The sequence below is a fragment of the Nonomuraea sp. NPDC003727 genome, from assembly GCF_053586935.1.
This window is the reverse complement of sequence record NZ_JBSFNE010000003.1, coordinates 491,780-518,748: the sequence shown is the minus strand read 5'-3', so window position 1 is coordinate 518,748 and position 26,969 is coordinate 491,780. Positions and strand designations below refer to the sequence as shown.

Sequence of the window (26,969 nt, the reverse complement as noted above, 5' to 3'; positions counted from 1 at the left end):
GGGTTGTCACGCCGGTAACAAGACCGGTCGCGGAATGTGCAGGCCTTTGGCAAGAATCGCAGGGCTTTCTGCCGTAATTTGCTAGGTCCCTGTCAGCGGCGAGGGGACTTTCGGCATGGACGTTCTGATCGGCCGGGTCGCCCGGTGGGCGCGGGAGATCCCCGACGCTCCGGCCTACACCTTCGTCGACCACCTCGGCGACGGGCGCGCCCGCACGCTCACCTGGCGGCAGGTCGACCTCAAGGCGCGGGCGCTGGCCGTACGGCTGCGCGAGGTCTGCGCGCCCGGCGACAGGGCGGCCGTTCTCGCGCCGCAGAGCCTGGAGTACGTGGTGGCCATGCTCGGCGCGATGTACGCCCGGGTGGTGGCCGTGCCGCTGTTCTCGCCCGACCTGCCCGGCCACGCCGAGCGGCTGGCCCTCGCCTACGCCGACGCCGACCCCGTGGTCGTGCTCACCACCAGCGCCACACCGGCCGACCGGCTGCCCCCCGCCAAGGCCGTCATCGCCGTCGACACGGTCTCCGACCTGCTCGCCGACGAGTGGGAGGACGAGCCGATCGGCCCCGGCGACCTCGCCTACCTGCAGTACACCTCCGGCTCGACCAGGACCCCCGCGGGAGTGGAGATCTCCCACGGCAACCTCGGCGCCAACGCCGCCCAGCTGTGGGAGGCCTTCGGCGCCAAGCCCCGCACCTCGGTCGCCGCGCTGTGGCTGCCGCTCTTCCACGACATGGGACTGATCGCGATCATCGCCTGCCCGATCGTCGGCGGGAACCAGGCGGTGTTCATGGACCCCGTGGCGTTCGTCATGAAGCCGACGCGGTGGATGCGTCTGCTGTCCGGCCACGCCGACGTCTACACCGGCGGGCCGAACTTCGCCTACGAGTACACCGCCGCCAGGGCGAGCGATCCCGCCGACCTCGACGGGCTCGACCTGTCGGGGGTGCGGGTCATGCTCAACGGGGCCGAGCCGGTGCGACCCGCCACCGTCTCCCGCTTCACCTCCGTCTTCGCGCCGTACGGCCTGCGGCCCGAAGCCCACACCCCCGGGTACGGCCTGGCCGAGGCGACGGTCTTCGTCACGGCGGGATCCATCGACGCGCCGCCGCTGGTCACCGACTTCGACAGGGACGCCCTGGCGGAGGGGCGGGCCGTGCCGTACGACGGTGACGGGGGTGTGGGCGTCGCCAGCACGCTGGTCTCCTGCGGAAAGCCGACCGGGCAGCGGGTGCGGATCGACTCCCCAGGTGACGGGCACGTCGGGGAGATCCTGGTGCAGGGGCCGAACGTGGCCCGCGCCTACTGGCGCGACCCCGAGCGCACCGCCGAGGTCTTCGCGGACGGCTGGCTGCGCACCGGCGACCTCGGCGTGATCCACGAGGGCGAGCTCTACGTCACCGGCCGCGTCAAGGACCTGGTGATCGTGGACGGGCGCAACCACTACCCGCAGGACATCGAGGCGACCGCGCAGGACGCCTCCGACGGCGTGCGCAAGGGACACGTGGCCGCGTTCGCGGTGCCGGGCGCCGAGACCGAACGGCTCGTCGTCGTGGCCGAGCGGTCGCGGGCGGGCCGCACAGACGAGAGCGTCGTCCGCGAGGTCCGCGCCGCCATCTCCCGCGGCCACGAGGTCGCGGCCGAGGTCGTGCTGGTCGCGGCGGGCGCGGTGCCGCGCACCTCCAGCGGGAAGATCGCCCGGCGGGCCTGCCGGCAGGCCTACCTGGAGGGCGCGCTTGTTTGAGTCGCTCGGCCGGTTGGTCTACCGCGGCCGCTGGACGCTCCTCGTCCTGAGCGTGGCCGTCGCGGTCCTCGTCGCGCCCTTCGGCCTGGAACTGTTCGGGCGGATGGCCGACGGCGGGTTCGAGGACCCCGCGGCCGAGTCGACCACGTCGGCGACCTGGAACGACGAGTGGTACAGCGGGAACTCGCCCGACGTGGTGGTGCTCTACACCCACCCCACGGTCCCGGCGCGCGACCGGAGGTACAGGAAGGCCGTCCACGACTCGCTGCGCCGCCTGCCGGCCACCTACGTCCGGCGGATGACGACGTACTGGACCTCCCGCTCCGCCACGATGATCTCGCGGGACGGCCGCTCCACCTACGCGCTGATCACGCTCAAGGGCGACAAGCAGCGCGCGTACACCGCCATCGAGCAGCGGCTGCGCACCGTCGAAGGGCTGTCCGTCAAGATCGGCGGCGCGGTGCCGCTGCTCGACGACCTCAACACCCAGACGGGCGCCGACCTGGCCAGGGCCGAGGCGATCTCGATGCCCGTGCTGCTGGTGCTGCTCGTGCTGGTCTTCGGCAGCCTGGTCGCCGCCGGGCTGCCGCTGCTCGTCGGGCTGCTGTCGGTGCTCGGCGCGCTGGTGCTGCTGCGGCTGCTCACCGAGGTCACCGACGTGTCGGTGTTCTCGCTGAACGTCGTCACCATGCTCGGGCTGGGCCTGGCGATCGACTACTCCCTGTTCGTGCTCAGCGCCTTCCGCGAGGAGATCAGGCGCGGGACGTCCACCGAGGCGGCCGTGGTGGCGACGATGGCCACGGCCGGCAGGACCGTGGCCTTCTCGGGGCTCACCGTGGCGACCGCGCTGCTCGGGCTGCTGCTGTTCCCCCAGAGGTTCCTGCGCTCCATCGGGCTCGGCGCCGCCGCCGTCGTGCTCGTCGCGATGGTCGCCGCGCTCGTCGTCCTGCCCGCCGTTCTCGGGATCCTCGGGCGGAAGGTCGACGCGCTCCGCATCACCCCCTCCTTCGGCGGGCCGCGGAACGGCGGCGCCTGGCACGCCGTCGCCTCCAGCGTGATGCGCACCCCGCTGCTCTACCTCGTCGGCGTCACGGCCGTGCTGATCTCGCTCGCGCTGCCGTTCGTCGACGTGAAGTTCGGCAACGTCGACCACCGGGTGCTGCCGCCGCGGGTCGAGAGCCGCCAGGTCGCCGAGGCCGTCGACACCTCCTTCGCCCGGAACTCCATGGCCGCCGTCGACGTCCACGTGCTCGTCGAGCGCGACTTCCAGGAGGCCGAACCGCTGCTGCCCGGCCCGCTCGGCCAGGGCCACACCGTGGTCAGCCCGCTCACACCCGTGCTGCCCTCGGACGTCAAACCCTTCACCGACCGCCTGCGCCGCCTGCCCGGCGTCACCGGCGTCGACGTCACCGGCTTCTCCCCGGACAACGGCGCCGTACGGCTGGCCGTCCGCTACGACGGCGACCCCATGTCCGACTCCGCGCGGTCGCTCGTCACCCTGATCAGATCGATGACGCCCGAGCCGAACATCAGGTCGGTCGTCGTCGGCGGGCCCACCGCCGCGCAGATGGACCTGGTCGACAGTCTCGCCGCGACCCTGCCGTGGATGGCGCTGGTGGTGTGCGGGGCCACCTTCGTCCTGCTGTTCGCGGCGTTCGGCTCGCTGCTGCTGCCGGTGAAGGCCCTGCTGATGAACGTGCTGTCGATCGGCGCGTCCTTCGGGGTCATCGTGTGGGCCTTCCAGTACGGCAACCTGGCCGGACTCCTCGGCTTCACACCCACCGGCACCATCGAGGCGACGGTCACGGTGCTCATCCTGGCGGTGGTGTTCGGGCTGTCGATGGACTACGAGCTGTTCCTGCTGTCCCGGGTACGGGCCGAGTGGCTGCGGACCGGGGACAACGCGGCGGCGGTCGCGGCCGGGCTGCAGAAGACCGGCGGCATCATCACCAGCGCGGCGCTGCTGCTGCTGGTGGTCATCGGGGCCTTCTCGACCGCCGGGATCACGATCGTGAAGCTGCTCGGAGTCGGGATGTTCGTGGCGATCGTGGTGGACGCCACGCTGGTGCGGGCGCTGCTGGTGCCCGCGACCATGCGGCTGATGGGAGCGGCCAACTGGTGGCTGCCCGGTCCGTTACGCGGGCTCCACCGGCGGATCGAGCTGCGGGAACACTTTCCCGACGAGCCCCCGCCCACCTCCGGCCCCCACGCCGCCCCGGCCGGCACCACCGCCTCGCGGGCGCTTGCCACCGACCCTCGCGCCGCGGCCTCCCGGGCCACCGCCGCGGTTTCCGGGTCCCGCCGCTCGCGGGCCGCCGTGGCTCCCGCGCCCACCCGCCGCGCCCTCGCCGCCACCCCTCCGATCCTGGCGGTCTCCCCGACACCCGGCATCATCTCCCCAACCCCCGGCGTCTCCGGCGTCTCTCCAACCCCCGACGTCTCCACACCCTCCACCGTCTTCCCAGCTCCCATCGTCTCCTCAGCCCCCACCGACTTCGGCTCCTCAACCCCCACCGACTCCGTCTCCCCGAACCCCGCCGTCTCACCAACCTCCAGCTTCTCCCCAACCCGCACTTCGCCCCGGCCGGAGGATTCCCCGGCTCCCGTGCCCCAGGCGGCCGCCCTTCCTGTTCCGCCTGTACCCGGCTCGTCCGGCAGGTCCGGTTCCGGTGTGTCCGGCCGGCCTGGGCCCGACAGCATGCCCGAGGTGCCCAGGGCGGAGAGCGCTTCCGGGCGGAGTGGGGCGGAGGCCGGCGGGCGGAGGAGCCGGCGTGTCGTCCGGCCCAACATCGACGGGCCGGGCTGGCACTGGGCCGACGAGGAGGAGCGCCCGGCCGGTTCTCGCTCCGGCCCGTCGGCCAGCCCGGGGCCCGGCCGGTCGGCCTGCTCGGGGCACGGCCCGTCAGCCAGCCCGGAGCACGGCCCGTCGGCCGGTCCAGGGTCCGGCTCTTCGGCGGCCCCCGTGCCGGGAGGATCGGCCAGTGCGGTGTCCGGTTCTTCGGGGGTCTCGGCCAGCGCGGTGCTCGGTCGTTCGGGGGTCTCGGCCAGCGCGGTGTCCGGTCCTGTGGGGGTCTCGGCCGGTCCGGTGCCTGGTTCGTCTGGCGGTCCTGTGCCGGACGCTTCGGGTGGGACCGCGCTGGACACGGATCCGGGGCTCGTGCTCGCCCCCGGCCCGCTGTTCGGGACCGACACCGACCCCAGCCCTCGTCTCGCCCCGTTGTTCGGGACCGACCCCAGCCCTCGTCCCGGCCCGTTGTTCGGGACCGACACCAGCCCTCGTTCCGCCGCGCTCCCTGGCGCGGACGCTCTCCCCGGGAAGGGCGTGCGGCGCAAGCGGGGGCTCAACCCGTACCCCGGCACCACCGCCCCCCGCAGGCCCCGCCCGCAGCCGGGCCGGCACTCTCGCCAGGACCTTCCGGCGGCTCCTCCTGGGGCTCCTCCTCACGACGGGGCGGCGGAGCCGGACGAGCCGAAGATCCCCGAACCCCGGCTGACCTGGGTGAAGGTCGAGCCGCGCACCAGGGTCGTCAGGGCGAGCCCCGACGGCCCCGGCTGGAGCTGGCAGGAGGTGGAGGGATGACCCAGGTCACCGTCCACGCCAAGAGGAGCTCCAGGGTCTGGCCGCTTTTCCTGGTCGTCGCCCTCGCCGGGTTCGTGACCACGCTGGACAACACGGTCGTCACCGTCGCCCTCCCCACGATCAGGGCGGATCTCGGCGCAGGGCTGGCCATGCTGGAGTGGGTGGCGACCGGCTACATCATGACTTTCGCGGGACTGATGCTCGCGGGCGGCCGGCTCGCCGACGTGTACGGGCGCAGGAAGGCGCTCGTCGCGGGCCTGGTGACGTTCACCGGGGCGTCGCTCGCGGCGGGCCTCGCCACCACGATCCAGCTGCTGGTCGCCGCCCGGCTGGTCCAGGGCGTGGGCGCGGCGTTGATCCTGCCCGCGACGCTTGCCGTACTCGCGGGGAAGGACGACCGGCAGCGGTCGGCGGGCGTGGCGGTGTGGATGGCGTCGGGCGCGGGGGCCCTGGCGCTCGGGCCGCTGGTGGGCGGCTACCTGAGCCAGCACGCGCACTGGACGTGGGTGTTCCTGATCAACGTGCCGATCGGGGCGGCGGTGACCGCGCTGGCCGTCGCGGTCGTCCCCGAGAGCAGGGAGCGCGGCGCGGCGCGGGTGGACCTGCCGGGCGTGGCGGCCTCGGCGGTGGTGCTGTCGTCAGGGACGTTCGCGCTGATCCACGGCTCGGAGTACGGCTGGACGGCGCCGGTGATCGTCGGGGCGGGTCTGGCGTGCGTGGCGGGGGCCGTGGCGTTCGTCGTGGTCGAACGGCGGGCGGCCGAGCCGATGGTGGATCCGGCGCTGTTCGCCGCCCGGTCCTTCACCGGCGGGGTGGTGGCGCAGGTGCTGTGGGGTCTCGGCGTGAACGGCGTCTTCTTCTACACGGCGATCTTCCTGCAGGGGGTGCTGGGGTTCTCGCCGACCGCCTCGGGGGTGGCGTTCGTGCCGCTGGCCGTGCTGGTGGTGGCGGTGACGCCGCTGGTGCCGCTGGTGGAGCGGCGGCTGGGGGCGGGCAGGACGGTGGCCGCGGGGCTGGCGCTGGTGGCGGCGGGGATGGCGGGGGTCGCCTTCCTCGGGCCGGGCGACGGGTGGGGCGAGCTGCTGCCCGCGGTGTGCGCGATCGGGATCGGGTCGGCGTTGACGATGCCGCTGGGTTCGGCGGTGCTGGCGGCGGTGCCGGAGGGCCAGGCGGGGGTCGCCGGTGGCGTCTTCACGGTGGGCAGGGAGATCTCGGGGCTGTTCGGGATCGCGGCGATCGGGGTGATCGTGCAGAGCGCGGGGACGTTCGCCGCGGGGTACTCCGCGGGGCTGCTGGTGGCGGCGGGCCTGGTGCTGGCGGGCGCGGTGGTCGGCCTGGCGACGCTGCCATGAAAGGCGCCATCGGGGCGGGCCTGTCGTCGAGACGGAGGGTGGGGTCGCCGTGAAGGTCGCGATCCTCGCGTTCGGGTCGAGGGGGGACACCCAGCCGTGCGTCGCGCTCGGCCGGGGGCTGCGCGCCCGCGGCCATGACGTCACCGTCGTCGCCGCCCCGCGTTACGCGCCGCTGATGGACGGCCTCACGCTCGCGCCGCTCAGCGTGGACCCCGCGGCGGTGCTCGACTCGGACGAGGGCCAGGCATGGCTGCGCAGCGGCCCGCTCGGCTTCGTCTCCGGCTTCAAACGGGTCGTCGAGCCGCTCGCCGAGAAGCTCGTCGTCGAGGTGGACGCCGCCGCCCGCGCCGCCGACCTGGTCCTGTCCCCGGCGCTCGGCGGCATGGGTGCCCACCTGTCCGACCGGTACGGCATGCCGTACCGGCTCCTGCACTTCCAGCCCAGCCATCCCACGGCCGCCTTCCCCAACCCGCTCTTCCCGGCGCGCACCCTGGGCGGCTGGGGCAACCGGGCCAGCTACGCCCTGATCGACAGGCTGACCTCGCTGGTCCTCGGCCGCATGGTCAACCGGCTGCGGCGCACGGTGTTCGGGCTCGGGCCGGCGGGACGGGAGCGGGAGGTGCCCGTGCTGTGCGCGGTGAGCCCGCTGGTGGTGCCCCGGCCGCGCGACTGGCCCGCCAGGGTCCACCTCACCGGCTACTGGCGGCTCCCGCCCGGACCCCTTCCCGAGCATGTCGCGGCCTTCGTCGAGGAGGGGCCGAGGCCGGTGTTCGTCGGGTTCGGCAGCATGAGGCCGCCCAAGGGGCTCGCCCCGCTGGTGCTGCGGGCGCTCAGGCTGGCAGGCGTCAGGGCGGTGGTCCAGGGCCTGGGCGTGGCGCGTTCGGCCACGGTCCTGCCGGTCGACGAGGTGGATCACGCCGCGCTCTTCCCGCGCATGGCCGCGGTCGTCCACCACGGCGGGGCGGGCACGACGGCGGCGAGCCTCACGGCGGGCGTGCCCACGGTCGTCTGCCCGTTCTTCGCCGACCAGCACTTCTGGGGGGCGCGCGTCGCCGCGCTCCGGGCGGGTCCCGCGCCGCTGCCGGTCCGGCGCCTCACGGCAGAGGCGCTGGCGGCCAGGGTGCTGCGTGCCGTACCGAATCCTCGACTGGCCGCTCGACTGCGTGTGGAAGACGGGGTGCGGCAAGCGGTAGATCTCTTAGAAGTGTCCAGATAGTGTGCTACTTGCCCACCTTTGATCACCCCCGAAGTAGGCGACATGCGTTTCCGGAAGATCTTCGTCATCGGCCTGGCGCTCTCGCTGCTGGGCATCGGCGTCCCCGCCTGGTCGGACAACGACCCCAGGAGCTGCAACGACCTGATGTCGAGCGACACCCCCGCGTACGTCGTCTGCAGGTGGATGGCGACGCCGGAGGAGGCCGCCGACATCGCCCGGTTCTGGCTGGACAACGACGGCGAGAACATGAGGAACGCCGGGCCGATCGACACCCCGATCATCGACTGCACCGAGGAGGGCAACACCTGCGTCGAGCCGCCGGGCGACAGCACCTCCGGTGACGTGGGCGACCCCGACCCCGCCGGCGAGAACGACGGCGGCGGAACGCCCGAGTGCCAGGGCGGTGCCAAGGACTGCTACGTCGATCCCGCCGAGCTGTCGGCGGCCGAGGTGAAGACCGCCGCCGAGACCGCCGAGGGGCAGGCGGTCAAGACCGCCGCCGAGGCGGGGCTGCGGGTCTGGATCGACACCGACCTGGCCGACGACTGGAAGGCCGGCAAGCTCGCCGAGGCCGTGAAGCGGGTCGGTGCGCTGGCGATGCAGCAGGGCGCCGTGGGCATCAGGTTCTCCTCGCAGCTCGGCTACAACCAGACGTTCGCCGCGGCCGACGAGATCGACAGGTTCGTCACCGAGGCCGCTGCGGCGCTGCGTGACGCCGTGCCCGGCAGGAAGCTCGCCCTGCACACGGTCGTGCCGGTGCTGGGCTGCGGGGCCAACGAGGAGTGCAAGACGGAGCTGGGCAAGAAGTACCCGCTGCTCGACCCCGACCGCGTCGGCGCCTGGCTGTCCAAGGGCCTGGTCGACCAGCTCTCCCTCGACAACGGCCACCTGGCCACCGAGTACGCCACCTGGAAGATCGACGGCCCCACCGCCCAGCGCAACCAGTGGATCCAGGTCAGGGCCCGCGCCTGGGACGCCTACGGCACGATCGGCGCCGAGGACGCGGTCTTCACCGCTCCCGGCTCCTCGAAGCTGACCGCCGAGCAGGCGCTCAAGACGATCACCGAGCGGGTGGCGACGCCGCTGCAGTCCGACGCGGCCGAGACGGTGACGCTCTGGACGCGCTGGCAGGACCCGAAGGGCGCGGTGAACCGGGTGCTCGGCGACAAGCTCGCCGCCAACCCGACCTGGGAGCAGCTGCGGAGGCTGAGCGAGGTCAAGCCGCGCCTGGCCACCCTGTACAACCCGGCGACGCCCGAGGTGGACGTGGCGACGGACCTGAAGAAGTACGCCGAGGTGTTCGGCCAGGTCTACCTGGCCGTCGGATAAATCATGGAGTCGACTCCAAGTTTGGAGTAGACTCCATCAGCGTGAGCCTGCGCGAACGCAAGAAGCAAGAGACCAAGCGCCACATCTCCGAAGTGGCGCTGCGGCTCTTCGTCGAGCGCGGGTTCGACCGTGTCACCGTCACCGAGGTGGCCAGGGCCGCCGACGTGGCGGCCAACACGGTCTACAACTACTTCAAGGTCAAAGAGGACCTGGTCATCCCGCCCGCGTCGCGGGACCGGCTCGCCGTGATCGTGCGCGGGCGGGCGGCGGGGCAGTCGGCCGCCGACGCCGTGCTGGCCACGCTGCGCGACGAGCTGCGCCGCCGTGACGGGAGCATCGGGCTGACCGAGGGCTTCGGCCGCTTCCTGGAGATGGCGCGAGCCGCCCCGACCCTCACCGCGAGGCTGGTCGAGCTGGCCGAGCAGATGGTCGCCGAGCTCGCCGCCGCCCTGGCGGAGGAGACCGGCGCCGCACCCGGCGATCCGACGCCGGCGCTCGTGGCCGAGCAGCTCGGCTGGGTGCACGAGCACGTCCTGCGCGAGATCGGCAGGCGGACGGCCGACGGGCAGCCCCCCGCGGCCATCGCCGACGCGCTGCTGGAACGGCTCGACACCATCGAGAGCCTGCTCGGCGACCGGGTCCTCACCTACGCGACGAGGGACACGACATGGACACCTACCGAGTGATCATCCGCGCCAGGTTCGACGGCCTCACCGACGCCCAGCGGGAGACGCTGCGCGAGCAGGCCGACGCCTGCGAGATCGGCTTCCGCGAGGGCGGCTCGCTCGCCTACGACCGGTCCATCAGCTGGTTCACCTTCCGTTTCCAGACCGAGGCCGAGGACGACACCGAGGCCCAGCTCGCCGCGCTCGACGCCCTCGCCTACCCCTTCAAGAAGGAGACCATCGGCGTCACGAACATGACGGAGATCAGTAGCCGCGCCCTGCGGCGCCGTGGCTGAGCAGGTCGAAGGCGAGATCGGCGGCCGCGGCCGCCTCGGGGAAGACCTCATCGGCCGTACGGCCGGCCGACACGGCCGCCACGTTGTCGTGCGCGAGCACCTGGGTGACGGCGATCACCTGGACGGCCACCAGGCGCGGCGCGGGCCCGCCCAGCGCGCCGGCCAGCAGGGCGGCGTCGGCGGTGCCGTACTCGACCAGGCGGGCGGCCACGCTCGGCGTGCCGTACACCAGGCGGTAGAAGGCCAGCACCTCGGGCAGGTCGCACAGCCCCGTGACGGGGTCGCGCGCCTCCAGGCCCTGGCGGAAGTGCCGGCGCAGGGCCCGCAGCGGCGACTCCCGCGGGTCGCGGGCGGCCACCACCCTCGCCTGCTCGCCCTGGTGGTCGGCGATGCGGTGCAGGACCAGGTCCTCCTTGACGGGGAAGTACCTGAACAGCGTCGGCTTCGACACCTCCGCCGCCGCCGCGATGTCCGCGACCGCCACCTGGTCGAAACCCTCGGCCAGGAACATCGCGATCGCGGTGTCGGACAGCAGCTGCCGCGTTCGCTCCTTCTTGCGGTCACGCAGGTTCATGGATCAAGTGTCACCGCTGCAGCGTCCAGTTCATGACACCGAGAGGAAGCGGGCCCGGCTGGACGGCGTCGGGCGGCGTGATCGGCGGCAGCGGGTCGTCGTACTCCCACTCGCGCTCGTCCCGCATCGTCGCCGCCGAGGGATCCCCGCCGCCCCTCAGACCGAGGGCGCGCAGGGCCATCGGGAAGGAGTTCTTGAACTCCCTGTTCCAGTACGGCCAGGTGTGGGTGCCGTTGCCGTACATGTTCATGGTGTGCTTGATGCCGAGCCGGTCCAGCCGCTTGCTCAGCGCCTTCGCGGTGTAGGCGGAGATGGGCTCGCCCAGGTGGGCGGGATGCCACGGCGAGCCGGGCGGGTCCAGCGGGCCCAGGAAGCTGTTGGTGCCGCTGGACATGTAGATCGCGGTCCCCCTGAGGTTCGGCGCGAGCACCAGGGGGTCGTTGGCGGCCCAGACGTCCTTGTTCCCGGCCGGGTCGCCCCACAGCGCGTTCGGGTCGTGACCCTCGCTGAGCTGGGCGTTCTGGATGATCTGCGGGATGCCGGGCAGCTGGGTGGCCATGATGCCGCTGAAGGCGCCGACGAACCCGAACATGCCGGGGTTCTGCGCCGCGTACTTCACCGCCCCGTAGGCGCCCATCGACAGCCCCGCGATCGCCCTGCGGGTGCCGGCGCGGTAGCCGATCTCCAGCAGCCGCCGCACCTCCTGGGTGTGGAAGGTCGCCCAGGCGGGGCTGCCGCCACGGCCGCCGTTGAACCAGTCGGAGTAGTTGCCGGCGCGGCCCGCCTCGGGCATCACGATGATCGCGTCGACGTTCTCGGTGAAGGAGACGACGTCGGTCATCCTGGTCCACGCGGTGTAGTTGTCGGCGCCGCCGTGCAGGAGGTACAGGACAGGCCAGGTGCGCTTGGCGGACTTCGACCAGCCTCTGGGGAGGAGCAGGCGGACGGGCATCATCCGGCCGATCGACGGCGAGGAGATGAGGATGTCCAGCATCCGCGGGCCGAGCCGGCGTTCCCTCACCACCCTCGCCGGACCTTTCAGCGCCTTCTGCCAGGGGGCGTAGCGGGGGTCTCCGGCGTCGCCCGGCGGAGCCTGCTGTCGCGCCGGCTCCTGCGTGCGTCGCGGCTGCGGGGCCTTGGACGGCGGCCTGCCGTTCGGGTCGCCGGGGAAGGGGTCGCCGGCGGTGCCGTCCTGCGGGGGCACCTCTCCCGGCTGCTCGGCCTGGCCGCTGCCGGGTGGCCGGCCGCCCGGCTCCTCGGGCTCGCTCCGCCCCTCGGCCGTGGCCGGTCTCGCCGGCTCGCCGCGGCGGTCGGCGGCCGGCCGCTCCTGCCCGGTCTGCCCGTCCGGGACCAGCGACCAGTCGGGATCGGCCAGCGCGGGACCGGCCGACGAGCCCATGACCAGCACCGACGCCAGCGCCACGGCCAGCAAGCCCCTGGATCGCATGATGCCCATCACCGTCCTCAGCCCTCATCGGCCCTCATCGGCCCTCCTCAGCGTGGAGGCGAGGCTAGGCGGTGCCCGCGGGCGGCAGCTATCACCGCAGGCAACGAAAAGGCGCTACGGCTTGCGCTCCGCGGACAATTATCACCCGCGTGACAAAAACGAACTGGAGGAATGTTCCGCTACGGCCTGCTCCTGGATGGTTCGTCTCGGTAAGTTGACCGATCACCCCCGGCAGCATGGGAGCGCCCGTGGACGAACTCGGTGAAGGCGACATCCGACGCTTCCTGACGGAGCGGATCTCCTCCCGGTGTGCCCTGACCGAGGTGGACCCCGACCGGCCGCTGGAGGAGTTCGGGCTGTCGTCGCGGGACGCGACGGGGATCGCGGGAGAACTGGCCGAGCTCGTCGGGCGCGAGCTGGCGCCGACCCTGGTGTGGGAACACCCGACGATCAACCGGCTCGCCGCGGCGCTGGCCACGGGCGCGCTCGCCGATCCGGCCGCGGGACGCTCACCGGCCCACCCCCTCCGCCCCACCGGCGGACGCGCGCCCGAGGCGGTACCCGGCCCGGACGAGCGCCTGTCCGGCGGGCCCGAGCCGATCGCCGTGGTGGGGGTGGGGTGCCGCCTGCCGGGCGCCGACGGGCCCGAGGCGTTCTGGGACCTTCTCCTCCAGGGCCGCGACGCCGTACGGACGGTCCCCGAAGGGCGCTGGGAACGGTTCGACGACGGTACGGCCCGCACCGCCGCCGCCCTCGACCGCACCACCAGGCACGGCGGCTTCCTCGACGGCATCGAGGGGTTCGACGCCGAGTTCTTCGGCATCCCGCCGGGCGAGGCCGCCACGATGGACCCCCAGCAGCGGCTGCTGCTGGAGACGGCGTGGGAGGCGCTGGAACACGGCGGCATCGCGCCGCGCTCGTTGCGCGGCAGCCGTACCGCGGCGTTCGTCGGCATCTCGGGCAACGAGTACGCCCACCTCACCACCGCCGACCCCGCCGCCGTGGACGCGTGGACGGCCACCGGCGCCGCCTTCAGCATCGCGGCCAACCGGCTGTCGTACCTGCTCGACCTGCGCGGGCCGTCCATGGCGGTCGACACCGCCTGCTCGTCCTCACTCGTGGCCGTCCACCTGGCCGTGACCAGCCTGCGCGCGGGGGAGAGCGACCTGGCCCTGGCCGCGGGCGTGAACCTGCTGCTCTCCCCGGTCGTCACCATGGCCTTCGACCGGGCCGGCGGCACGGCACCGGACGGCAGGTGCAAGGCGTTCGACGCGTCGGCCGACGGGATGGTGCGGGCCGAGGGCTGCTGCGTCGTCGTGCTCAAACGCCTGTCCGACGCTCTCCGCGACGACGACAGGGTCCTCGCGGTGGTCACCGCGTCGGCCGTGAACCAGGACGGCCGCTCCAACGGCCTGGTCGCCCCGAACCCCGACGCCCAGCAGGACCTCCTCCGCACCGTCTACGCGGGGCTCGACAGGGGGCCCGACTACATCGAGGCGCACGGCACCGGCACCTTCCTCGGCGACCCCATCGAGGCCGGCGCCATCGCCGCCGCCGTCCCCGGGCCGGTCCTGCTCGGCTCGGTGAAGACCAACCTCGGCCACCTGGAGGCGGCGGCGGGGGTGACCGGCTTCATCAAGACGGTGCTGGCGCTGCACCACGGGCTCATCCCGCCCAGCCTGCACTTCCACACGCCGAACCCGCACGTGCCATGGGACACGCTGTCTGTCGTCACCGAGCCGACGGCCTGGCCGCGCGCCGACGCGCGGGCGGGGGTGTCGTCGTTCGGCTTCGGCGGCACGAACGCCCACGTGGTCCTGGACGCCTTCCGCCCGGTCCACTCGCCGGTGCCGGCCCCGCCGAAGGACGGGACGGCTGCGGCGCGGGTGTTCGTCCTGAGCGACGTCACCGCCGACCGGGTCCGGGCGCAGGCCGCCGATCTCGCCGCCTGGCTCACCGCCCGTCCGGAGCCGTCCGGCGCCTGGCTGCGGGACGTCGCCCACACGCTGGCCCGCCGGGCTGGCCGGGGCCGGGTGGGCGCCGCCGCCGTGGCCAGGACCGCCGGCGAGCTGGCCGCCGCGCTCGCGACCGTCGAGCCCGTGCCCACCGGGGGGCGGGGGCCGGTGTGGGTCTTCAGCGGGTACGGCGCGCAGTGGCCGGGCATGGGACGCGACCTCTACGCCGCCGAGCCCGCCTTCCGGGACGCCGTCGACGAGCTGGCGCCGCTCCTGCGCGCCGAGGCGGGCATCGACCTGCACACCTGGGAGGCGGACGGCGTCGCCCACCTGCAGCCCATGATCTTCGCCGTGCAGATCGCGCTCAGCCGGCTGTGGACGGCGTACGGGGTGCGGCCCGCCGCCGTCATCGGACACTCCATGGGCGAGGTCGCGGCGGCCGTCGTCGCGGGCGGGCTCGGCCTCCACGACGGGGTCCGGGTGATCTGCCGGCGGGCGGGGTTGCTGGGCTCTCTGGGCGGGGGCGGCGCGATGGCCGTGCTGGAGGCCGCCGCCGAGGAGGTGCCGTCCGACCTGCACGTCGCCGTCTACTCCTCGCCGACGCAGACCGTGGTCACGGGCGACCAGCAGGCCGTGGCGCGGTTCGCGGCGCGGGTGGAGGCGGACGGGCGGTACGCGAGAGTGCTGACGGCGGAAGGGGCGGGGCATTCGCCGCAGGTCAAACCGTTGCAGCCGCGGCTGAGGGCGGAGCTGGCGGCGATCGTGCCGGGGAAGCCGGAGGTGCCGTTCTACTCGACGGTGCTCGACGACCCGCGGGAGACGCCGACGTTCGAGCCCGCCTACTGGGCGGCGGGCATCAGGCGGCCGGTCCGGCTGGCGCAGGCGGTCGGCGCCGCGGCGGAGGACGGGCACACCGTGTTCACCGAGATCGGGCCGCATCCGGTGCTGGCCGCCGCGCTACGGGACAGCCTTCCTGGCGCGCTGGTGACCCATTCGCTCGCCCGGCCGCGCTCCTCCGCCGCGGGCGTGCGGGACGGGGCGGCGCGGGGGTTCGAGGAGCAGGTGGCCAGGGTGGCGGCCGCCGTACCGCCGGATGTGGACGGGCGGGTGGTGGACGTGCCGCGCCCGCGCTGGCGGCGGGAGCGGCACTGGGTGCCGGAACGCCGGCGGGCCGCCGGCGGGCATCCGGTGCTGGGCGCGCACGTGGAGACGCCCGCCGGGCACGGCTGGTCCACCGAGCTGGACGACCTGTCCGAGCCGCCCTGGCAGCTGGATCTCGCGACCTGGCACCGCGACGGGCACGCGGTGCTGCCGGTGGAGGCGGTGGCCCGGCTGGCGCTGGCGGCGACGGGCGGCACGGCCGTGGAGAACGTCGCGTTGTACGGGCTGCTGCCGTTGCCGGCGCGGATCACCGTCACGCGGGCAGGGGGACGCGTCGAGGTGCACGCCAAGGACGCGGCCGGGGTGTGGAAGCTGTACGGCTCGGCGGGCGCGGGCCCGTCGGCCGATGCGAAGGAAAGAATCGGGCGGTTCCGTGTAGACGGGACAATTGAGGGAATCGAGACGGCTGAGATCCCGGAGACCGGCGTGCCGGTACGGCTGGCCGACAAGCTCGTCGAACGGATCTGGGCCCCGGCCCCGCTGGCGGACGACCAGGCGGCGCCGGCTCGCGCATGGCTCATCCTGGCCGATGAGGGGGATCCGCGAGCCGCCCGCCTGGCCTCGTTCCTGCCCGCGGGGCCAGACGGCGACCCGCTCGTGCTGGTGGGGGCGGACGCCGACCCGCCGGGCGTGCTGCTGCGGCTGGCGCGGCTGGCCGGGGACGGCAGGCGGCTCAGGGTCGTCACCGAGCGGGCGCAGGCCGTCCTGGAGGGGGAACGCGGCGACCCGGCGGCCGCCTCCCTGCGCGGCGCGGTCAGGGTGCTGGCGCTGGAGCATCCCGAGCTGAGGGCGACGCTGATCGACGTCGACGACCTCTCCGCGCTGGCGCGCGAGCTCGCGCACGACGGCGACGACGACGAGGTGGCCTGGCGCGACGGCGTCCGCTACGCCGCCCGCCTGCGCCGCGCCGAGCTCGTCGCCGACCGTCCCGGACGTCCCCCGGTGGTGCGGGAGGGCGGCGGCTACCTGATCAGCGGCGGGTACGGCGCGCTCGGCCTGCTCGTGGCGCGCTGGCTGGTGGACAGGGGCGCGGCCAGGGTCGTGCTGAACGGCCGGGCCGGACCGTCCGCCGAGGCCGCCGCCCGGCTCGCCGCGCTGCCCGCGGTCGAGGTGGTCACGGGCGACCTCGCCGCGGAGGGCACGGCGGAGCGGCTGGTGGCGGCCGTGACGGAAGGGGGAGTCCCGCTGTGCGGGGTCGTCCACGCGGCGGGCGTGCTGGACGACCGGCTGGTCACCGCGCTGACCGCGGCGTCGGTCGAACGGGTGTGGGCGGCCAAGGCGACCGGCGGGTGGCGGCTGCACCAGGCGACGCGCGACCGTGCCCTCGACTGGTGGGTGGCCTTCTCCTCGGCGGCGGCCCTGCTCGGCTCGCCGGGGCAGGCCGCGTACGGCATGGCGAACGCCTACCTGGACGCGCTGTGCGACCTGCGCAGGGCGGAGGGGCTGCCGGCCGTGTCGATCAGCTGGGGGACGTGGGCCGGGGCCGACCCGTTGCCGGCCGTCACGCCGCTCACCCCCGAGGAGGGGATCGAGGCGCTGGAGGCGCTGCTGCGGCGGGAACTGTCGGCGGGGGTGGTCAGGCTCGATCCGGCGGCGGCGATGGCGGTGTTCCCCCGGGTGGGACGCATGCCGTACTTCTCGATGGTGGTCGAGGGGGTGGCGGAGCGGCGGCGTGACCTGGGCGAGCTGGCGCCGGGCGAGGCGATGCGGGTGATCCACGCGCGGGTGCGTGAGCGGGTGGCGGGCGTGCTGGGGCTCGACGCCGGCCGGTCGGGCGACCGGGGCGGGTGGCCGGGGGAGCACGCGGTGCTGACGGACCTGGGGCTGGACTCGCTGGCGGCGACGCGGCTGCGCGGGACGTTCGAGCACGACTTCGGGGTGGCGGTGCCGGCCGGGCTGCTCCTCAGAGGCGCCACGCTGGGCGAGGTCGCGCGGGCGGTGGCGGCCGAGCTGGGCATCGAGGCGGGCCCCGAGCCGGGCGGCGCGCTCGGCCCCGAGCAGGGCGGCGCGCTGGGCCCCGAGCAGGGCGGACGGGAAGGCCGGGCGACCGCCGTGGAGACGGCGCCGAGGGACGCGGCCGAGCGGCTGGTCGTGAGGGTGGCCGAGCAGGTCCTGGGGCGCGCGCCGCGCCTCGACGAGGTCCTCCCCGCCGAGGTGGCGACCACCGTGGCAAGCGAGGCGGGCTTCCGGGCGGGCGGGGCGACGGATGCCGGGGCGGGTCTCCGGGCGGGCGGCGCGGCGCCCGCCGAACTGGGTCTCCGGGCGGTTGGGGTGATGCCCGCCGAGTTGGATCTCCGGGCGGTTGGGGTGACGCCCGCCGAGCCGGGTCTCCGGGCGGATGGGATGACGGTCGCCGAGCTGGCCGACGCGGTGCGCGCGGCGGACGAGCGGGAGGCCGGGCAGGGCGTCGTCCGGCCGCTCACCCGGCCGGGCCGCGCCACCGGCCGGGCGGCGCCGCTGTTCCTGGCGCACCCGGCGGGCGGCACGACGGGCGTCTACCGGCGGCTCGCCTCCCTCCTCGACACCCCCGTGCTCGGCCTGGAACGGCTGGACGGCACGGCCGGCATCCCCGAGCGCGCCGCCGCCTACGCCGAGGCCATCACCCGCACCTGCCCCGGCCCCTACCGCCTCGGCGGCTGGTCGTTCGGCGGGATCGTGGCCTTCGAGATCGCCAGGCAACTAGGTGACGACGCCGTCGAGCTGGTCGCGATGATCGACTCGGGGCTTCCCGACCGGCTCGATCCCGCCACGCTCACCCAGGTGCGCGCCCGGCGGTACGCCGACTTCGCGCGGTACCTCCGGGACACCTACGGCGCCGCGGTCGCCCTCTCCTACGACGACCTGAAGGACCTCGACGAGCCCGGCCAGCTCGCGCTCACCGAGGCGCGGGTCGAGGAGTCGGGGGTCCTGGCCGCCCTGAGCCCCGCCATCCTGCGCCACCAGCGCACCTCCCACGAGGACACCCTGGCCATCGAGCGCTACCGCTGCGGGCCGTACCGGGGGAGGGTCGTCCTCTACCGCTCCACCGAGCCGACCCCGTGGGCCGTCGAGGACGCCCGCTACGCGCACCGGGACGACCCCGCCAGGGGGTTCGCCCCCTACGCCGAGGATCTGGAGATCGTCCCCGTCCCCGGCTCGCACCATCTCAACCTGCTCGACCCCCCGTACGTAGAGATCGTCGCCGCACACCTGAGAGGTCTTCCATGACGCTGGTACAGGCAGTGATCGAGGGCGCGGATCCCGAAGAGCTCGAGCACGCGCGGGTCCCCTCGACCTACAAGGCCACCTACATCCGCAAGGACGAGGTCGGCATGTTCGGCAGGACGCCGCACGGGGCGAAGGGGGTGGACAAGGACGTGCGCAGGTCGCTGCACGTGGGCGAGGTGCCGATGCCGCCGCTGGCCCCCGACGAGGTGCTGGTCGCGGTCATGGCCAGCGCGATCAACTTCAACACCGTCTGGTCGGCGATGTTCGAGCCGATCCCGACATTCGCCTTCCTCGAGCGGTTCGGCAGGACCGATCCACGGCACGACCTGGACACGCACGTGCTCGGGTCCGACGCGGCAGGGGTGGTCGTCAGGACGGGCGCGGCCGTACGGCGCTGGCGGATCGGTGACCGGGTGGTGACCAGCCCGGCGTACGTGGACGGCGAGGACCCGATCACCCACCACGACGGGATGCTGGGCGGCGACCTGCGGGCGTGGGGGTTCGAGACGAACTTCGGCGGCCTGGCGGAGTTCGCCGTGGTGAAGGCGACCCAGTTACTGCCCAAGCCGCCCCACCTGAGCTGGGAGGAGGCCGCGTGCAACATGCTGTGCGCGTCCACCGCCTACCGCATGCTGGTGGGCGAGCACGGCTCGCGGATGAAGCAGGGCGACGTGGTGCTGCTGTGGGGCGCGACGGGCGGCCTCGGCGCGTACGGCGTGCAGCTCGTCAGGAACGGCGGCGGCATCCCGGTCGGGGTGGTCAGCTCGCCGGAGAAGGCCGAGCTGCTGCACCGGATGGGCTGCGAGCACGTCGTGGACCGCACCCAGTTCGAGCACCTCGACGACGAGAAGGCGTGGCGCAGGCTCGGGGCGGAGGTGCGCAGGCAGGTCGGCGAGGATCCGGCGATCGTCTTCGAGCACACGGGCAGGGAGACCTTCGGCGCGTCCGTCTACGTCGCGAGGAAGGGCGGCTCGGTGGTCACCTGCGGCTCCTCCAGCGGTTTCGAGCACGCCTACGACAACAGGCACCTGTGGATGAAGCTCAAGCGGATCATCGGCTCACATGGCGCGAACTACCAGGAATGCGCTGAGATCAACCGGCTGATCTCGCTCGGGATGATCCATCCGACGCTCTCCCGGGTCTACCCGCTGGAGCGGGCGGGCGACGCGGCGCGGGCCGTCCAGACCAACGAGCACGTGGGCAAGGTGGGCGTGCTGTGCCTGGCGCCGGAGGAGGACCTGGGAGTCGAGGACCACGCGCTGCGCGAGCGGGTCGGCGAGGACAGCCTCAGGCTGTTCCGGTCCTGGCCTGCCTCGCCCTGAGGACGATCTCCAGCTCGAAGCGGACGTCGGGGTCGCCGAGCTGGTCGCCGTAGAGCTCTTCGAGCTGCCGCAGCCGGTAGCGGACGGTCTGCGGGTGGACGTGCAGCCTGGCGGCCACCTCGCCGGCGCCTCTGCCGTAGCGCAGCCAGGCCAGCAGTGTCTCGGCCAGCCGGTCCTGCTGCGACTTGCGCAGGTGCGCGAGCGGGGCCAGCCGGGTCTGCGCCAGCGCGCCGACCAGGTCCTCGTCCTTGAAGACAATGAGGGTCGACATGTGGTCGGCGCAGCGCAGCGGGCCCCTGGCGCGCGGCAGCACCCCGCGGCGGGCCAGGTCGAGCGCCTCGGTGGCCCAGCGCAGCGAGACGGCCGCCCGTTCCAGCGGGACGGCGGGGCCGACCGCCGCCCGCCATCCGCGCAGGCTCTTCTCCAGCATCTGCGGCCGGCCGGGACCGTTGGGGTCGGGGACGAGCAGGCACGGCTGGGGACGGTCGAGGCCGACGAGGACGTCCGGAGGCAGTGAGGGGGTGCCGTTCTGGTCGTCGAGCGCGACGCCCGCCACGGTCCTCGGCAGCCGCCAGCCGGCGGCCTTCGCCAGGTCGGCGATCGCCTCGGCGGCGGCGGGCGGCTGGGAGAGCAGCAGGTCGAGCAGGCGGTGGCGGCGCCGCTCCATCTCGCCTGCCGCGTGGGCCCTGGCCTCGTCGAAGCCCTCGGCGGCGGCGTCGGCGAGCTGGTCGAGATAGACGAAGATCGCCTCGCCGAGGTCGTAGAGGGACTGGGGCGTCAGGCCGAGCGGCTCGGCCAGCTCGGTCAGCCGCCGCCAGCCGACCCTGGCGCCCAGGCGCATGGCGGTCTGCAGCGGTTCGAGGTTGCGGCCCTCGGCGGCCTCTCCCCTGCCGATCATGCGGAACGGTTCGGGATCCCAGGGGGCGTCGGGGTTCTCGATGCGGTCGAGGAAGCGGCCGATGGCCTCCTCGACCGCCCTCCGCACGACCTTGATGTAGATCTCGTCCGACGGCCTCGCATACTCGGGGATGCGGGCCTGGATCTCCTCGATCACCTCGTCGGAGAGCCTGCCGATGCCGGGTCGCAACCCGTGGACGATGCCGGGGGGAGCGGACTCCCAGAGGCGGCGTCCGTCGCTCCAGTCACCCTTCATGCCCTTAACCCCTCCCGTCGCCACTTGTTACTTAACTGACAGAGGAGCTGGGAAGCAAGTGCTTGTTTTTATAACTATTGGATGAAGCGGCCGAACTCCTCCAGCGAGATGAGGCCGTCACCGTCGCGGTCCAGCCTGGCGACACCGGCCTGCGCGGCCTCGATCGTGATCGGCTGGCCGAGCACCTCCATCAGGCGGACCAGTTCCGCGGCGGAGATCAGCCCGTCATTGTTGGCGTCGACGAGGTCGAATGTGATCGCGTAGTCACTCATGGGCGAGAGGTTAGCCTCATTTGTCGCCGATCGCCCCTCACTCGACCAAGACGTGAAGGTCCGTGGTCCCCGAGCCCTGACCCCTGCTGACCCGCCCGTCGGGATGCACGATCTCGTACGGGACCGGCGAGTCCACCGTGATCGTGTCATCCCGTACCTCGACCGCGATCAGCCCGTGCGGCGACGGTACGGCACCGCGCGCCCAGCGCAGGTGACCCAGCCGGGGCGCGATCCTGACCCTCTCGTAGCCGGGCTCGGCGGGCGTGATCCCCAGGGTGTGGACGAGCAGGTCCCTGCTGGGCGTGGCCGACCAGCCGTGACAGTACGACCCGCCGTCCCAGCACTCGCGGAAGGTGCCCTGCCCCAGCGCGGCCCAGTCCTTGCACAGCCCGGCGACGTGGTCGGCGGCGCCCAGCAGGGCGCCGCCCGGTCCAGCAGGAACTCCCTGATCAGCGGCAGCCGCCCGGCGGGCACGATCCCGGCGCAGACGGCCGCGGCGGCGGTGTGCTCGCTCGCCGCGCCGCTCACCAGGTTGTCGGCGTACCGCCTGCCGTCCCAGAAGATCTCGAAACCGGCGAAGCCCGTCGCCGCCCCTGAACGGCAGGAACCACCTGAGCACCCCCTCCGCGACGCCCATCAGGCCCGCGACCCCGCGTTGACCGGCCTCGATCCCGCCGACGACGGCGACGTGCAGCGCGTCGGCGCCGCCCTGGCCGCCAGACGAGCCCAGGGCTGAAGGAGAATGAGCCCATGCCGTCGATCCGGGTGCTGCTCGTGGAGGACCACGACATGGTCGCCGAGGCGCTCGGCATGGCGCTCGACCGGGCCGACGGCATCGAGGTGGTGGGCAGGGCGGTCTCGATCGCGGAGGCGGGCACCGAGACCGGACGCCTGCGGCCCGACGTGGTGCTCCTCGATCGGCGGCTGCCCGACGGCGACGGGATCGAGGCGATCGGCAGCCTCGCGTCGGCCGCCGACGGGGTGCGCGTGCTGGTGGTCGCCGGCGAGGTGAGCGCCGCCATGGCCACCAGGGCCGTGGCGGCCGGTGGCGCCGGCCTGATCGCCAAGTCGTCGGGGCTGAAGGAGCTGGAGGCGGCCGTCCGCGAGGTGGCCGCCGGCGGCATGGTCTTCACGCCCGACCTGCTGGCCGACGTGCTCGACCGGCTGACGGGAAGGGCGGCGCACCCGGGCGGCGGGCTGACCGCGCGGGAGCGCCAGACGCTGGCGCTCCTGGGCGAGGGGGCCAGCACCGTCGAGATCAGCCGCCGGCTCGGCGTGGCCCGCAACACCGCGCGAAACCATGTCCAGCGGGTGCTGGAGAAGCTGGGCGCGCGCTCCAAGCTGGAAGCCGTCGTCATCGCACGCAGGGACGGCCTGCTTGACTGATGCATCTGCACTACTGGCCGCTGGGGAAATTGCGTCTCGTGAGGCCACGCCCTGGTGGGGAAAGTGAGGGGCATGGCATACGAGATCGAGGAGCGGCTGGAAGCCGAGCTGTCCGGCATCACGGCCGCCCGCGAGATCGCCGGACGGTTCGTGGTCGAGACCGCCTACCGTGGTGCGCGCGAGGACGTGCTGCTCGTCGTCTCGGAGCTGGTGACCAACGCGCTGCTGCACGGCGACGGGCCGCCGCTGCTGCGCCTGGCGGGAGACGAGTCGCGGATCCGCATCGAGGTGGGTGATGCCGCCGCCGAACTGCCCGCGCCCCGCGAGCCTGGACCGCGTGACGGCTGGGGCCTGCACGTGGTCGAGCAGGTGTCGGCCCGGTGGGGTGCCGCCCCGCTGGACGGCGGCAAGGTGGTCTGGTGCGAGCTGGTGGCCGCGACGGACTCCGACGGCGCCAGGGCGGGCGCGGCCGTCGGCTGACATGCGTGCCGTACCGCTCGCGGGGGTGGGCGTGGCATGCTGCGGTATGGCCGACGCCGACACAGACCTCCACCTGATGGTGCAGAGCATCGTCGACTACGCGATCTTCATGCTGGATCCCCGGGGTCACATCATCAGCTGGAACGCGGGCGCCGAGCGGGTCAAGGGCTACACGGCCAAGGAGATCATCGGCCGCCATTTCTCGGTCTTCTACCCGCCCGAGGACGTCGCCGCGAAAAAGCCGGAGCGCGAGCTGGAGACCGCGATCGCGGAGGGACGGCTGGAGGACGAGGGGTGGCGGGTCCGCAAGGACGGCACGAGGTTCTGGGCGAACGTCATCATCACCGCGCTGTTCGACGAGTCCGGACGGCTGCGCGGCTTCGGCAAGGTCACCCGCGACATGACCGAGCGCCGTACCGCAGAGCGGGCCTTCGACGAGCGCGGACGCCTGCTCGCCCACCTGGTCCAGGCGCAGGAGCGCGAGCGGCGGCGCATCGCCTGGGACGTCCACGACGACACCATCCAGTCGATGGTCGCCGTCGGGATGCGGCTGCAGCTCCTGGCCGACCGGGTGCCGCCGGAGCACGCCGACGCCGTCGAACGGCTCGGCGAGGCCGTCAGCGCGGCCGTCCAGCGGCTGCGCGGCCTCACCTTCAGGCTGCGACCGCCGGGACTGGACGACGACCTGATCGACGCCGTCCAGGGCTATCTCGACGAGACGGTGGCGGGCACCGGCCTCACCGTCAGCGTCAGCCACGACCTCGTCCGCGAGCCGCCGCCCGAAACGCGCATCACGATCTTCCGGATCCTGCAGGAGGCGCTCACCAACGTCCACAAGCACGCGCGGGCGAAGAGCGTGAAGGTGTCGCTGGTCTCCGCCGACCACGGCGTGCTCGTCAGGGTGACCGACGACGGCGTCGGCCTCGCCAAGCCCGTGGAGACGCTGTCCGGGCGCGACCACTTCGGGCTGCTGGAGATGCGCGAACGCGCGGAGGCGGCCGGAGGCTGGTGGGCCATCAGGAGCGAGCCGGGCGGGGGAGCGACGGTGGAGTTCTGGGTGCCGGCGCTGCCGTACGGAGGGAGCGAGTGATCCGTCCGCCGGTAGGCCCTCGCCTGGTACGGCCGCCGGTGCCGGGCGACGGCGCCTCCCGGTAGGGGCCCCGGCCCCGCCATCACCCTGCGTGCCGTGCGGGTGGGAGCGGGGCCGGGGCGTCAGGGAGCCGTCCGGCCGGTGGTCAGAGGACCGCGCCGGAGCCCTCGCGGGGCCGGGAGGTACGGCGGGCGGGCGGCGACGGCGGCGGCTGCTTGCTGTACCGCTCGAACTCGATCGCCAACGGCCCGGCCACCAGCGACGACGACAGCGTCCCCACCACGATCCCGATCAGCAGCGCGATCGCGAAGTCCCGCAGCGAGTCACCCCCGAACACCGCCAGCGCCGCCAGGATGAACAGCGCCCCCAGCCCGGTGTTCACGGTGCGCGGCACGGTCTGCAGGATCGCCTCGTTGACCACCTGGGGGAACGGCCTGGTCCGCTGCCGCGCCCACAGCTCGCGCACCCGGTCGAAGACCACCACCTTGTCGTTCACCGAGTACCCGACGATCGTCAGCATCGCCGCCAGGAACACCCCGTCGATCGGCTTGCCGAGCCAGGCGAACGTGCCCACGACCGCCGCCGTGTCGACGAGCAGCGCCAGCACGGCCGCCGCGCCGAACGTCCATCGGAACCGCACCGCCAGGTAGGCCAGCTGGGCCGCCAGCGCCACGCCCAGCGCGATCAGCGCGTTGCGCCGCAGCTCGGCGCCGAGGGAGGGCCCGATGAGCTCGTCGCGCACCTTGGTGACCCGGTCGCCGAGCGCCCGCTGGATGCGTTCGACGTCGTCGCCGGTGATCTGACCGGTCCGCACCGAGATCCCCTGGTCGGAGCTCTGCACGACGGCCGAGGGGTGTCCGGCGCCCGCGACGGCCGCCCTGGCCGTGTCCGTGGTCATCGGCGTGGACGTGGTGAACTCGACGAGCCGCCCTCCGGTGAACTCGACCCCGAAGTTCAGCCCGCGCGAGACGAGCCCCGCGACCGCGACCAGCACCAGGACGGCCGCGCCCACCAGCCACCGGCGGGCGTGCCGCATCACGAAGGGGCTGCGGGCGGTCAGCCAGGCGCGCACCCTGCCGATCGAGGCGAGACCCGAGGCTCGCGGCGGCGTCCTGCCGATGATCCACTGGGTGAGCGCCCTGGTGATGATCATGGCTGAGATCAGCGAGGCGACCACACCGATCGACAGCGTCACGCCGAACCCCTTGACCGGGCCCGAGGCCAGCCAGAACAGCAGCCCGGCGGCCAGCAGCGTGGTCACGTTGGAGTCGGCGATGGCGCTCCAGGCCTTCGCGAACCCCTGGTCGAGCGCGGTCTTGAGGCCCGCTCGGCCGTACTCCTCCCTGGCTCTCTCGAAGACCAGCACGTTGGCGTCGACGGCCATGCCGATCGCCAGCACGAATCCGGCCAGGCCCGGCAGGGTGAGCGTGGCGCCGAGGGCGACCAGGGCGGCGTAGGAGATGAGGCCGTAGCTCACCAGCGCGATCGCCGCCAGCAGCCCGACGACCCGGTAGACCAGGATGATGAAGGCGCCGGTCAGGATCACGCCGACCACGGCGGCCTGCGCGCTGGCGGCGATGGCGTCGGCGCCGAGGGTGGGGCCGACCGTCCGCTGCTCGACGATCTCCAGCGGCACCGGGAGCGAACCGCCCTTGATCAGCACGGCGAGGTTCTTCGCCTCCTCGGGGGTGAAGGAGCCGGTGATCTCGGTGGAACCCCCGGGGATGCCGGTACGGCACGGCGTCCCCTCGTTCACCTGCGGCGAGGAGATGACCTTGTCGTCGAGCACGATGGCGACCCTGCGCTTGGGGTCGCCGACGGGCTCGCAGGCGGCCGCGCCGGTCAGCTTCTGCCACGGCGCGCTCTCGCGGAAGTCGACGGTGACGAACCAGGCGCCGCCGCGCTGCGGGTCGGTGCCCGCCCCCGCGTCGGTGACGCCGTCGCCGCTGATCGCGGCCGGCCCGAGACGGAGCGGCCGGCCGTCCTCGTCGCGGGTCTGGCCGTCGTCGCCGAGGACGGGGTGGAAGGACAGCTGCGCGGTCCTGCCGATCACCTCGGCGGCCTTGCGCGGGTCGAGCACGCCCGGCAGTTCGACGATGATGCGCTTCTCGCCCGAGCGGACGAGGGTCGGGTCGACCACGCCCAGCGCGTCCGTCCTGCGCTGGAGCACGTCCAGCGCCCGGTCGGTGGCCTCGGCGTCGGCCTTGGCGGTGGGCGAGTCTCTGGTCTCGAAGACGAGCTGGGTGCCGCCGCGCAGGTCGAGACCGAGGCGCGGCGGCATGGTCAGGGCTAGGAACAACGAAGTCGCGATGACGGCAAGCGCCGCCACCGCACGCCACAACGGCGCACGGGACATGGGGCCTCCACAAGGCTCTTGATGGGGTCAGGAGAGCGGTGTGGAGGTGGGCGGCGCGCGGGCCGGCGCGCTCGCGTGGTGCTCGCCGCCGAGCGCCCTCGGGCGGGCGCCGGCGACAGCGGTCAGCGCGGCGCGCCGGCCGTACGGAAGGGCGGCGGTGAGGACGGCGAGGCCGCCGCCCGTGGCGTGCACGCCCTTGCTCGCGTGGGCGTGCGGCCTGGTGGGGTCGGGCAGGACCTGCTGGTGATCGGCCGCTCCGGCGATCTGCGCGTGGACGGCGGCCACGACGGGGGCAGGCGGGGGCGTCCCGCCGGCCAGGAACAGTGTGGACAGCAGGAGCAGCAGCGCAGCAGGCAACCTGGTCCGCACGCGTTCACCATACGCCTG

At 73.6% G+C, this 26,969-nt stretch carries 19 protein-coding genes; 12 read left to right on the top strand and 7 right to left on the bottom strand.

Features of this window, described 5'->3' with window-relative positions:
- The first annotated feature begins 115 nt into the window (after positions 1–115).
- The 7 genes from ACWDLG_RS11140 to ACWDLG_RS11110 are packed head-to-tail and all read left to right on the top strand — an operon-like array spanning position 116 to position 10,179.
- The gene (locus tag ACWDLG_RS11140) at positions 116–1,741 is read left to right on the top strand and encodes a fatty acyl-AMP ligase (protein ID WP_449918445.1); all 1,626 of its coding nucleotides are present in this window, start codon (positions 116–118) and stop codon (positions 1,739–1,741) included.
- On the top strand, positions 1,734–5,321 hold the full coding sequence (locus tag ACWDLG_RS11135) for an MMPL family transporter (protein ID WP_449918442.1): 3,588 nt from the start codon (positions 1,734–1,736) through the stop codon (positions 5,319–5,321). Before ACWDLG_RS11140 ends, ACWDLG_RS11135 begins: the two co-directional genes overlap by 8 nt.
- Positions 5,318–6,673, top strand: a complete 1,356-nt coding sequence (locus ACWDLG_RS11130) for an MFS transporter (RefSeq protein WP_449918440.1) — start codon at positions 5,318–5,320, stop codon at positions 6,671–6,673. The genes ACWDLG_RS11135 and ACWDLG_RS11130 overlap by 4 nt, the downstream gene beginning before the upstream one ends.
- Positions 6,674–6,722: 49 nt before the next feature.
- Positions 6,723–7,889: a glycosyltransferase gene (locus ACWDLG_RS11125; protein WP_449918438.1), complete on the top strand. Its 1,167-nt coding sequence runs from the start codon at positions 6,723–6,725 to the stop codon at positions 7,887–7,889.
- Positions 7,890–7,931: 42 nt separating this feature from the next.
- Positions 7,932–9,218, top strand: a complete 1,287-nt coding sequence (locus ACWDLG_RS11120) for a hypothetical protein (RefSeq protein WP_449918436.1) — start codon at positions 7,932–7,934, stop codon at positions 9,216–9,218.
- Positions 9,219–9,259: 41 nt separating this feature from the next.
- Positions 9,260–9,904 (top strand): TetR/AcrR family transcriptional regulator, encoded by a 645-nt coding sequence (locus tag ACWDLG_RS11115; RefSeq protein ID WP_449918434.1) that lies wholly within the window; start codon positions 9,260–9,262, stop codon positions 9,902–9,904.
- Positions 9,886–10,179: a DUF6204 family protein gene (locus tag ACWDLG_RS11110; protein ID WP_449918432.1), complete on the top strand. Its 294-nt coding sequence runs from the start codon at positions 9,886–9,888 to the stop codon at positions 10,177–10,179. Before ACWDLG_RS11115 ends, ACWDLG_RS11110 begins: the two co-directional genes overlap by 19 nt.
- Here the strand turns inward: ACWDLG_RS11110 and ACWDLG_RS11105 are convergent.
- Together ACWDLG_RS11105 and ACWDLG_RS11100 are read right to left on the bottom strand one after the other, a co-directional pair.
- Positions 10,148–10,753 carry a TetR/AcrR family transcriptional regulator gene (locus ACWDLG_RS11105; protein WP_449918430.1) on the bottom strand — a complete coding sequence of 202 codons (606 nt, stop codon included), beginning with the start codon at positions 10,751–10,753 and terminating at the stop codon, positions 10,148–10,150. The genes ACWDLG_RS11110 and ACWDLG_RS11105 overlap by 32 nt on opposite strands.
- Before the next feature lie 10 nt (positions 10,754–10,763).
- On the bottom strand, positions 10,764–12,200 hold the full coding sequence (locus tag ACWDLG_RS11100; protein WP_449918428.1) for an alpha/beta hydrolase-fold protein: 1,437 nt from the start codon (positions 12,198–12,200) through the stop codon (positions 10,764–10,766).
- A gap of 248 nt (positions 12,201–12,448) precedes the next feature.
- On the opposite strand from ACWDLG_RS11100, the gene ACWDLG_RS11095 reads away from it, so the two are divergent.
- Both ACWDLG_RS11095 and ccrA read left to right on the top strand, forming a co-directional pair.
- Positions 12,449–18,523: an SDR family oxidoreductase gene (locus tag ACWDLG_RS11095; RefSeq protein ID WP_449918426.1), complete on the top strand. Its 6,075-nt coding sequence runs from the start codon at positions 12,449–12,451 to the stop codon at positions 18,521–18,523.
- On the top strand, positions 18,520–19,845 hold the full coding sequence (ccrA, locus tag ACWDLG_RS11090) for a crotonyl-CoA carboxylase/reductase (RefSeq protein WP_449918424.1): 1,326 nt from the start codon (positions 18,520–18,522) through the stop codon (positions 19,843–19,845). Before ACWDLG_RS11095 ends, ccrA begins: the two co-directional genes overlap by 4 nt.
- Here ccrA and ACWDLG_RS11085 read toward each other — a convergent pair.
- From ACWDLG_RS11085 to ACWDLG_RS11075, 3 genes are all read right to left on the bottom strand, one after another.
- Entirely contained in the window at positions 19,811–20,998 is a 1,188-nt protein-coding gene (locus ACWDLG_RS11085) for a helix-turn-helix domain-containing protein (RefSeq protein WP_354914400.1), read from the bottom strand. The two genes, ccrA and ACWDLG_RS11085, sit on opposite strands and share 35 nt — an antisense overlap.
- Positions 20,999–21,072: 74 nt before the next feature.
- Positions 21,073–21,270, bottom strand: a complete 198-nt coding sequence (locus tag ACWDLG_RS11080; RefSeq protein ID WP_354914402.1) for an EF-hand domain-containing protein — start codon at positions 21,268–21,270, stop codon at positions 21,073–21,075.
- Positions 21,271–21,307: 37 nt separating this feature from the next.
- Entirely contained in the window at positions 21,308–21,907 is a 600-nt protein-coding gene (locus ACWDLG_RS11075) for an alpha-L-rhamnosidase C-terminal domain-containing protein (protein ID WP_449918421.1), read from the bottom strand.
- A gap of 113 nt (positions 21,908–22,020) precedes the next feature.
- On the opposite strand from ACWDLG_RS11075, the gene ACWDLG_RS11070 reads away from it, so the two are divergent.
- The 3 genes from ACWDLG_RS11070 to ACWDLG_RS11060 all read left to right on the top strand — a co-directional run bounded on the left by ACWDLG_RS11070 (position 22,021) and on the right by ACWDLG_RS11060 (position 24,226).
- A complete protein-coding gene (locus tag ACWDLG_RS11070; protein WP_449918418.1) occupies positions 22,021–22,656 on the top strand; it encodes a response regulator transcription factor in 636 nt (211 codons plus the stop codon).
- A 72-nt stretch (positions 22,657–22,728) separates the two neighbouring features.
- Positions 22,729–23,136, top strand: coding sequence for an ATP-binding protein (locus ACWDLG_RS11065; RefSeq protein ID WP_449918415.1), 408 nt, complete (start codon positions 22,729–22,731; stop codon positions 23,134–23,136).
- A 46-nt stretch (positions 23,137–23,182) separates the two neighbouring features.
- Complete coding sequence (locus ACWDLG_RS11060; protein ID WP_449918413.1) at positions 23,183–24,226, top strand: PAS domain-containing sensor histidine kinase; 1,044 nt, start codon at positions 23,183–23,185, stop codon at positions 24,224–24,226.
- 145 nt (positions 24,227–24,371) lie between these two features.
- Here the strand turns inward: ACWDLG_RS11060 and secD are convergent, their stop codons facing one another.
- Both secD and ACWDLG_RS11050 read right to left on the bottom strand, forming a co-directional pair.
- Positions 24,372–26,582: a protein translocase subunit SecD gene (gene secD / locus ACWDLG_RS11055; RefSeq protein WP_449918410.1), complete on the bottom strand. Its 2,211-nt coding sequence runs from the start codon at positions 26,580–26,582 to the stop codon at positions 24,372–24,374.
- A 27-nt stretch (positions 26,583–26,609) separates the two neighbouring features.
- On the bottom strand, positions 26,610–26,951 hold the full coding sequence (locus ACWDLG_RS11050; protein ID WP_354914414.1) for a hypothetical protein: 342 nt from the start codon (positions 26,949–26,951) through the stop codon (positions 26,610–26,612).
- Positions 26,952–26,969 lie beyond the last annotated feature (18 nt).

Coding starts and splice junctions, on each gene's coding strand:
- ACWDLG_RS11140 (WP_449918445.1), top strand. CDS start 116: ATGGACGTTCTGATCGGCCGGGTCGCCCGGTGGGCGCGGGAGATCCCC.
- ACWDLG_RS11130 (WP_449918440.1), top strand. CDS start 5,318: ATGACCCAGGTCACCGTCCACGCCAAGAGGAGCTCCAGGGTCTGGCCG.
- ACWDLG_RS11120 (WP_449918436.1), top strand. CDS start 7,932: ATGCGTTTCCGGAAGATCTTCGTCATCGGCCTGGCGCTCTCGCTGCTG.
- ACWDLG_RS11110 (WP_449918432.1), top strand. CDS start 9,886: ATGGACACCTACCGAGTGATCATCCGCGCCAGGTTCGACGGCCTCACC.
- ACWDLG_RS11105 (WP_449918430.1), bottom strand. CDS start 10,753: ATGAACCTGCGTGACCGCAAGAAGGAGCGAACGCGGCAGCTGCTGTCC.
- ACWDLG_RS11100 (WP_449918428.1), bottom strand. CDS start 12,200: ATGCGATCCAGGGGCTTGCTGGCCGTGGCGCTGGCGTCGGTGCTGGTC.
- ccrA (WP_449918424.1), top strand. CDS start 18,520: ATGACGCTGGTACAGGCAGTGATCGAGGGCGCGGATCCCGAAGAGCTC.
- ACWDLG_RS11085 (WP_354914400.1), bottom strand. CDS start 20,998: ATGAAGGGTGACTGGAGCGACGGACGCCGCCTCTGGGAGTCCGCTCCC.
- ACWDLG_RS11080 (WP_354914402.1), bottom strand. CDS start 21,270: ATGAGTGACTACGCGATCACATTCGACCTCGTCGACGCCAACAATGAC.
- ACWDLG_RS11075 (WP_449918421.1), bottom strand. CDS start 21,907: ATGGGCGTCGCGGAGGGGGTGCTCAGGTGGTTCCTGCCGTTCAGGGGC.
- ACWDLG_RS11070 (WP_449918418.1), top strand. CDS start 22,021: ATGCCGTCGATCCGGGTGCTGCTCGTGGAGGACCACGACATGGTCGCC.
- ACWDLG_RS11065 (WP_449918415.1), top strand. CDS start 22,729: ATGGCATACGAGATCGAGGAGCGGCTGGAAGCCGAGCTGTCCGGCATC.
- ACWDLG_RS11060 (WP_449918413.1), top strand. CDS start 23,183: ATGGCCGACGCCGACACAGACCTCCACCTGATGGTGCAGAGCATCGTC.
- secD (WP_449918410.1), bottom strand. CDS start 26,582: ATGTCCCGTGCGCCGTTGTGGCGTGCGGTGGCGGCGCTTGCCGTCATC.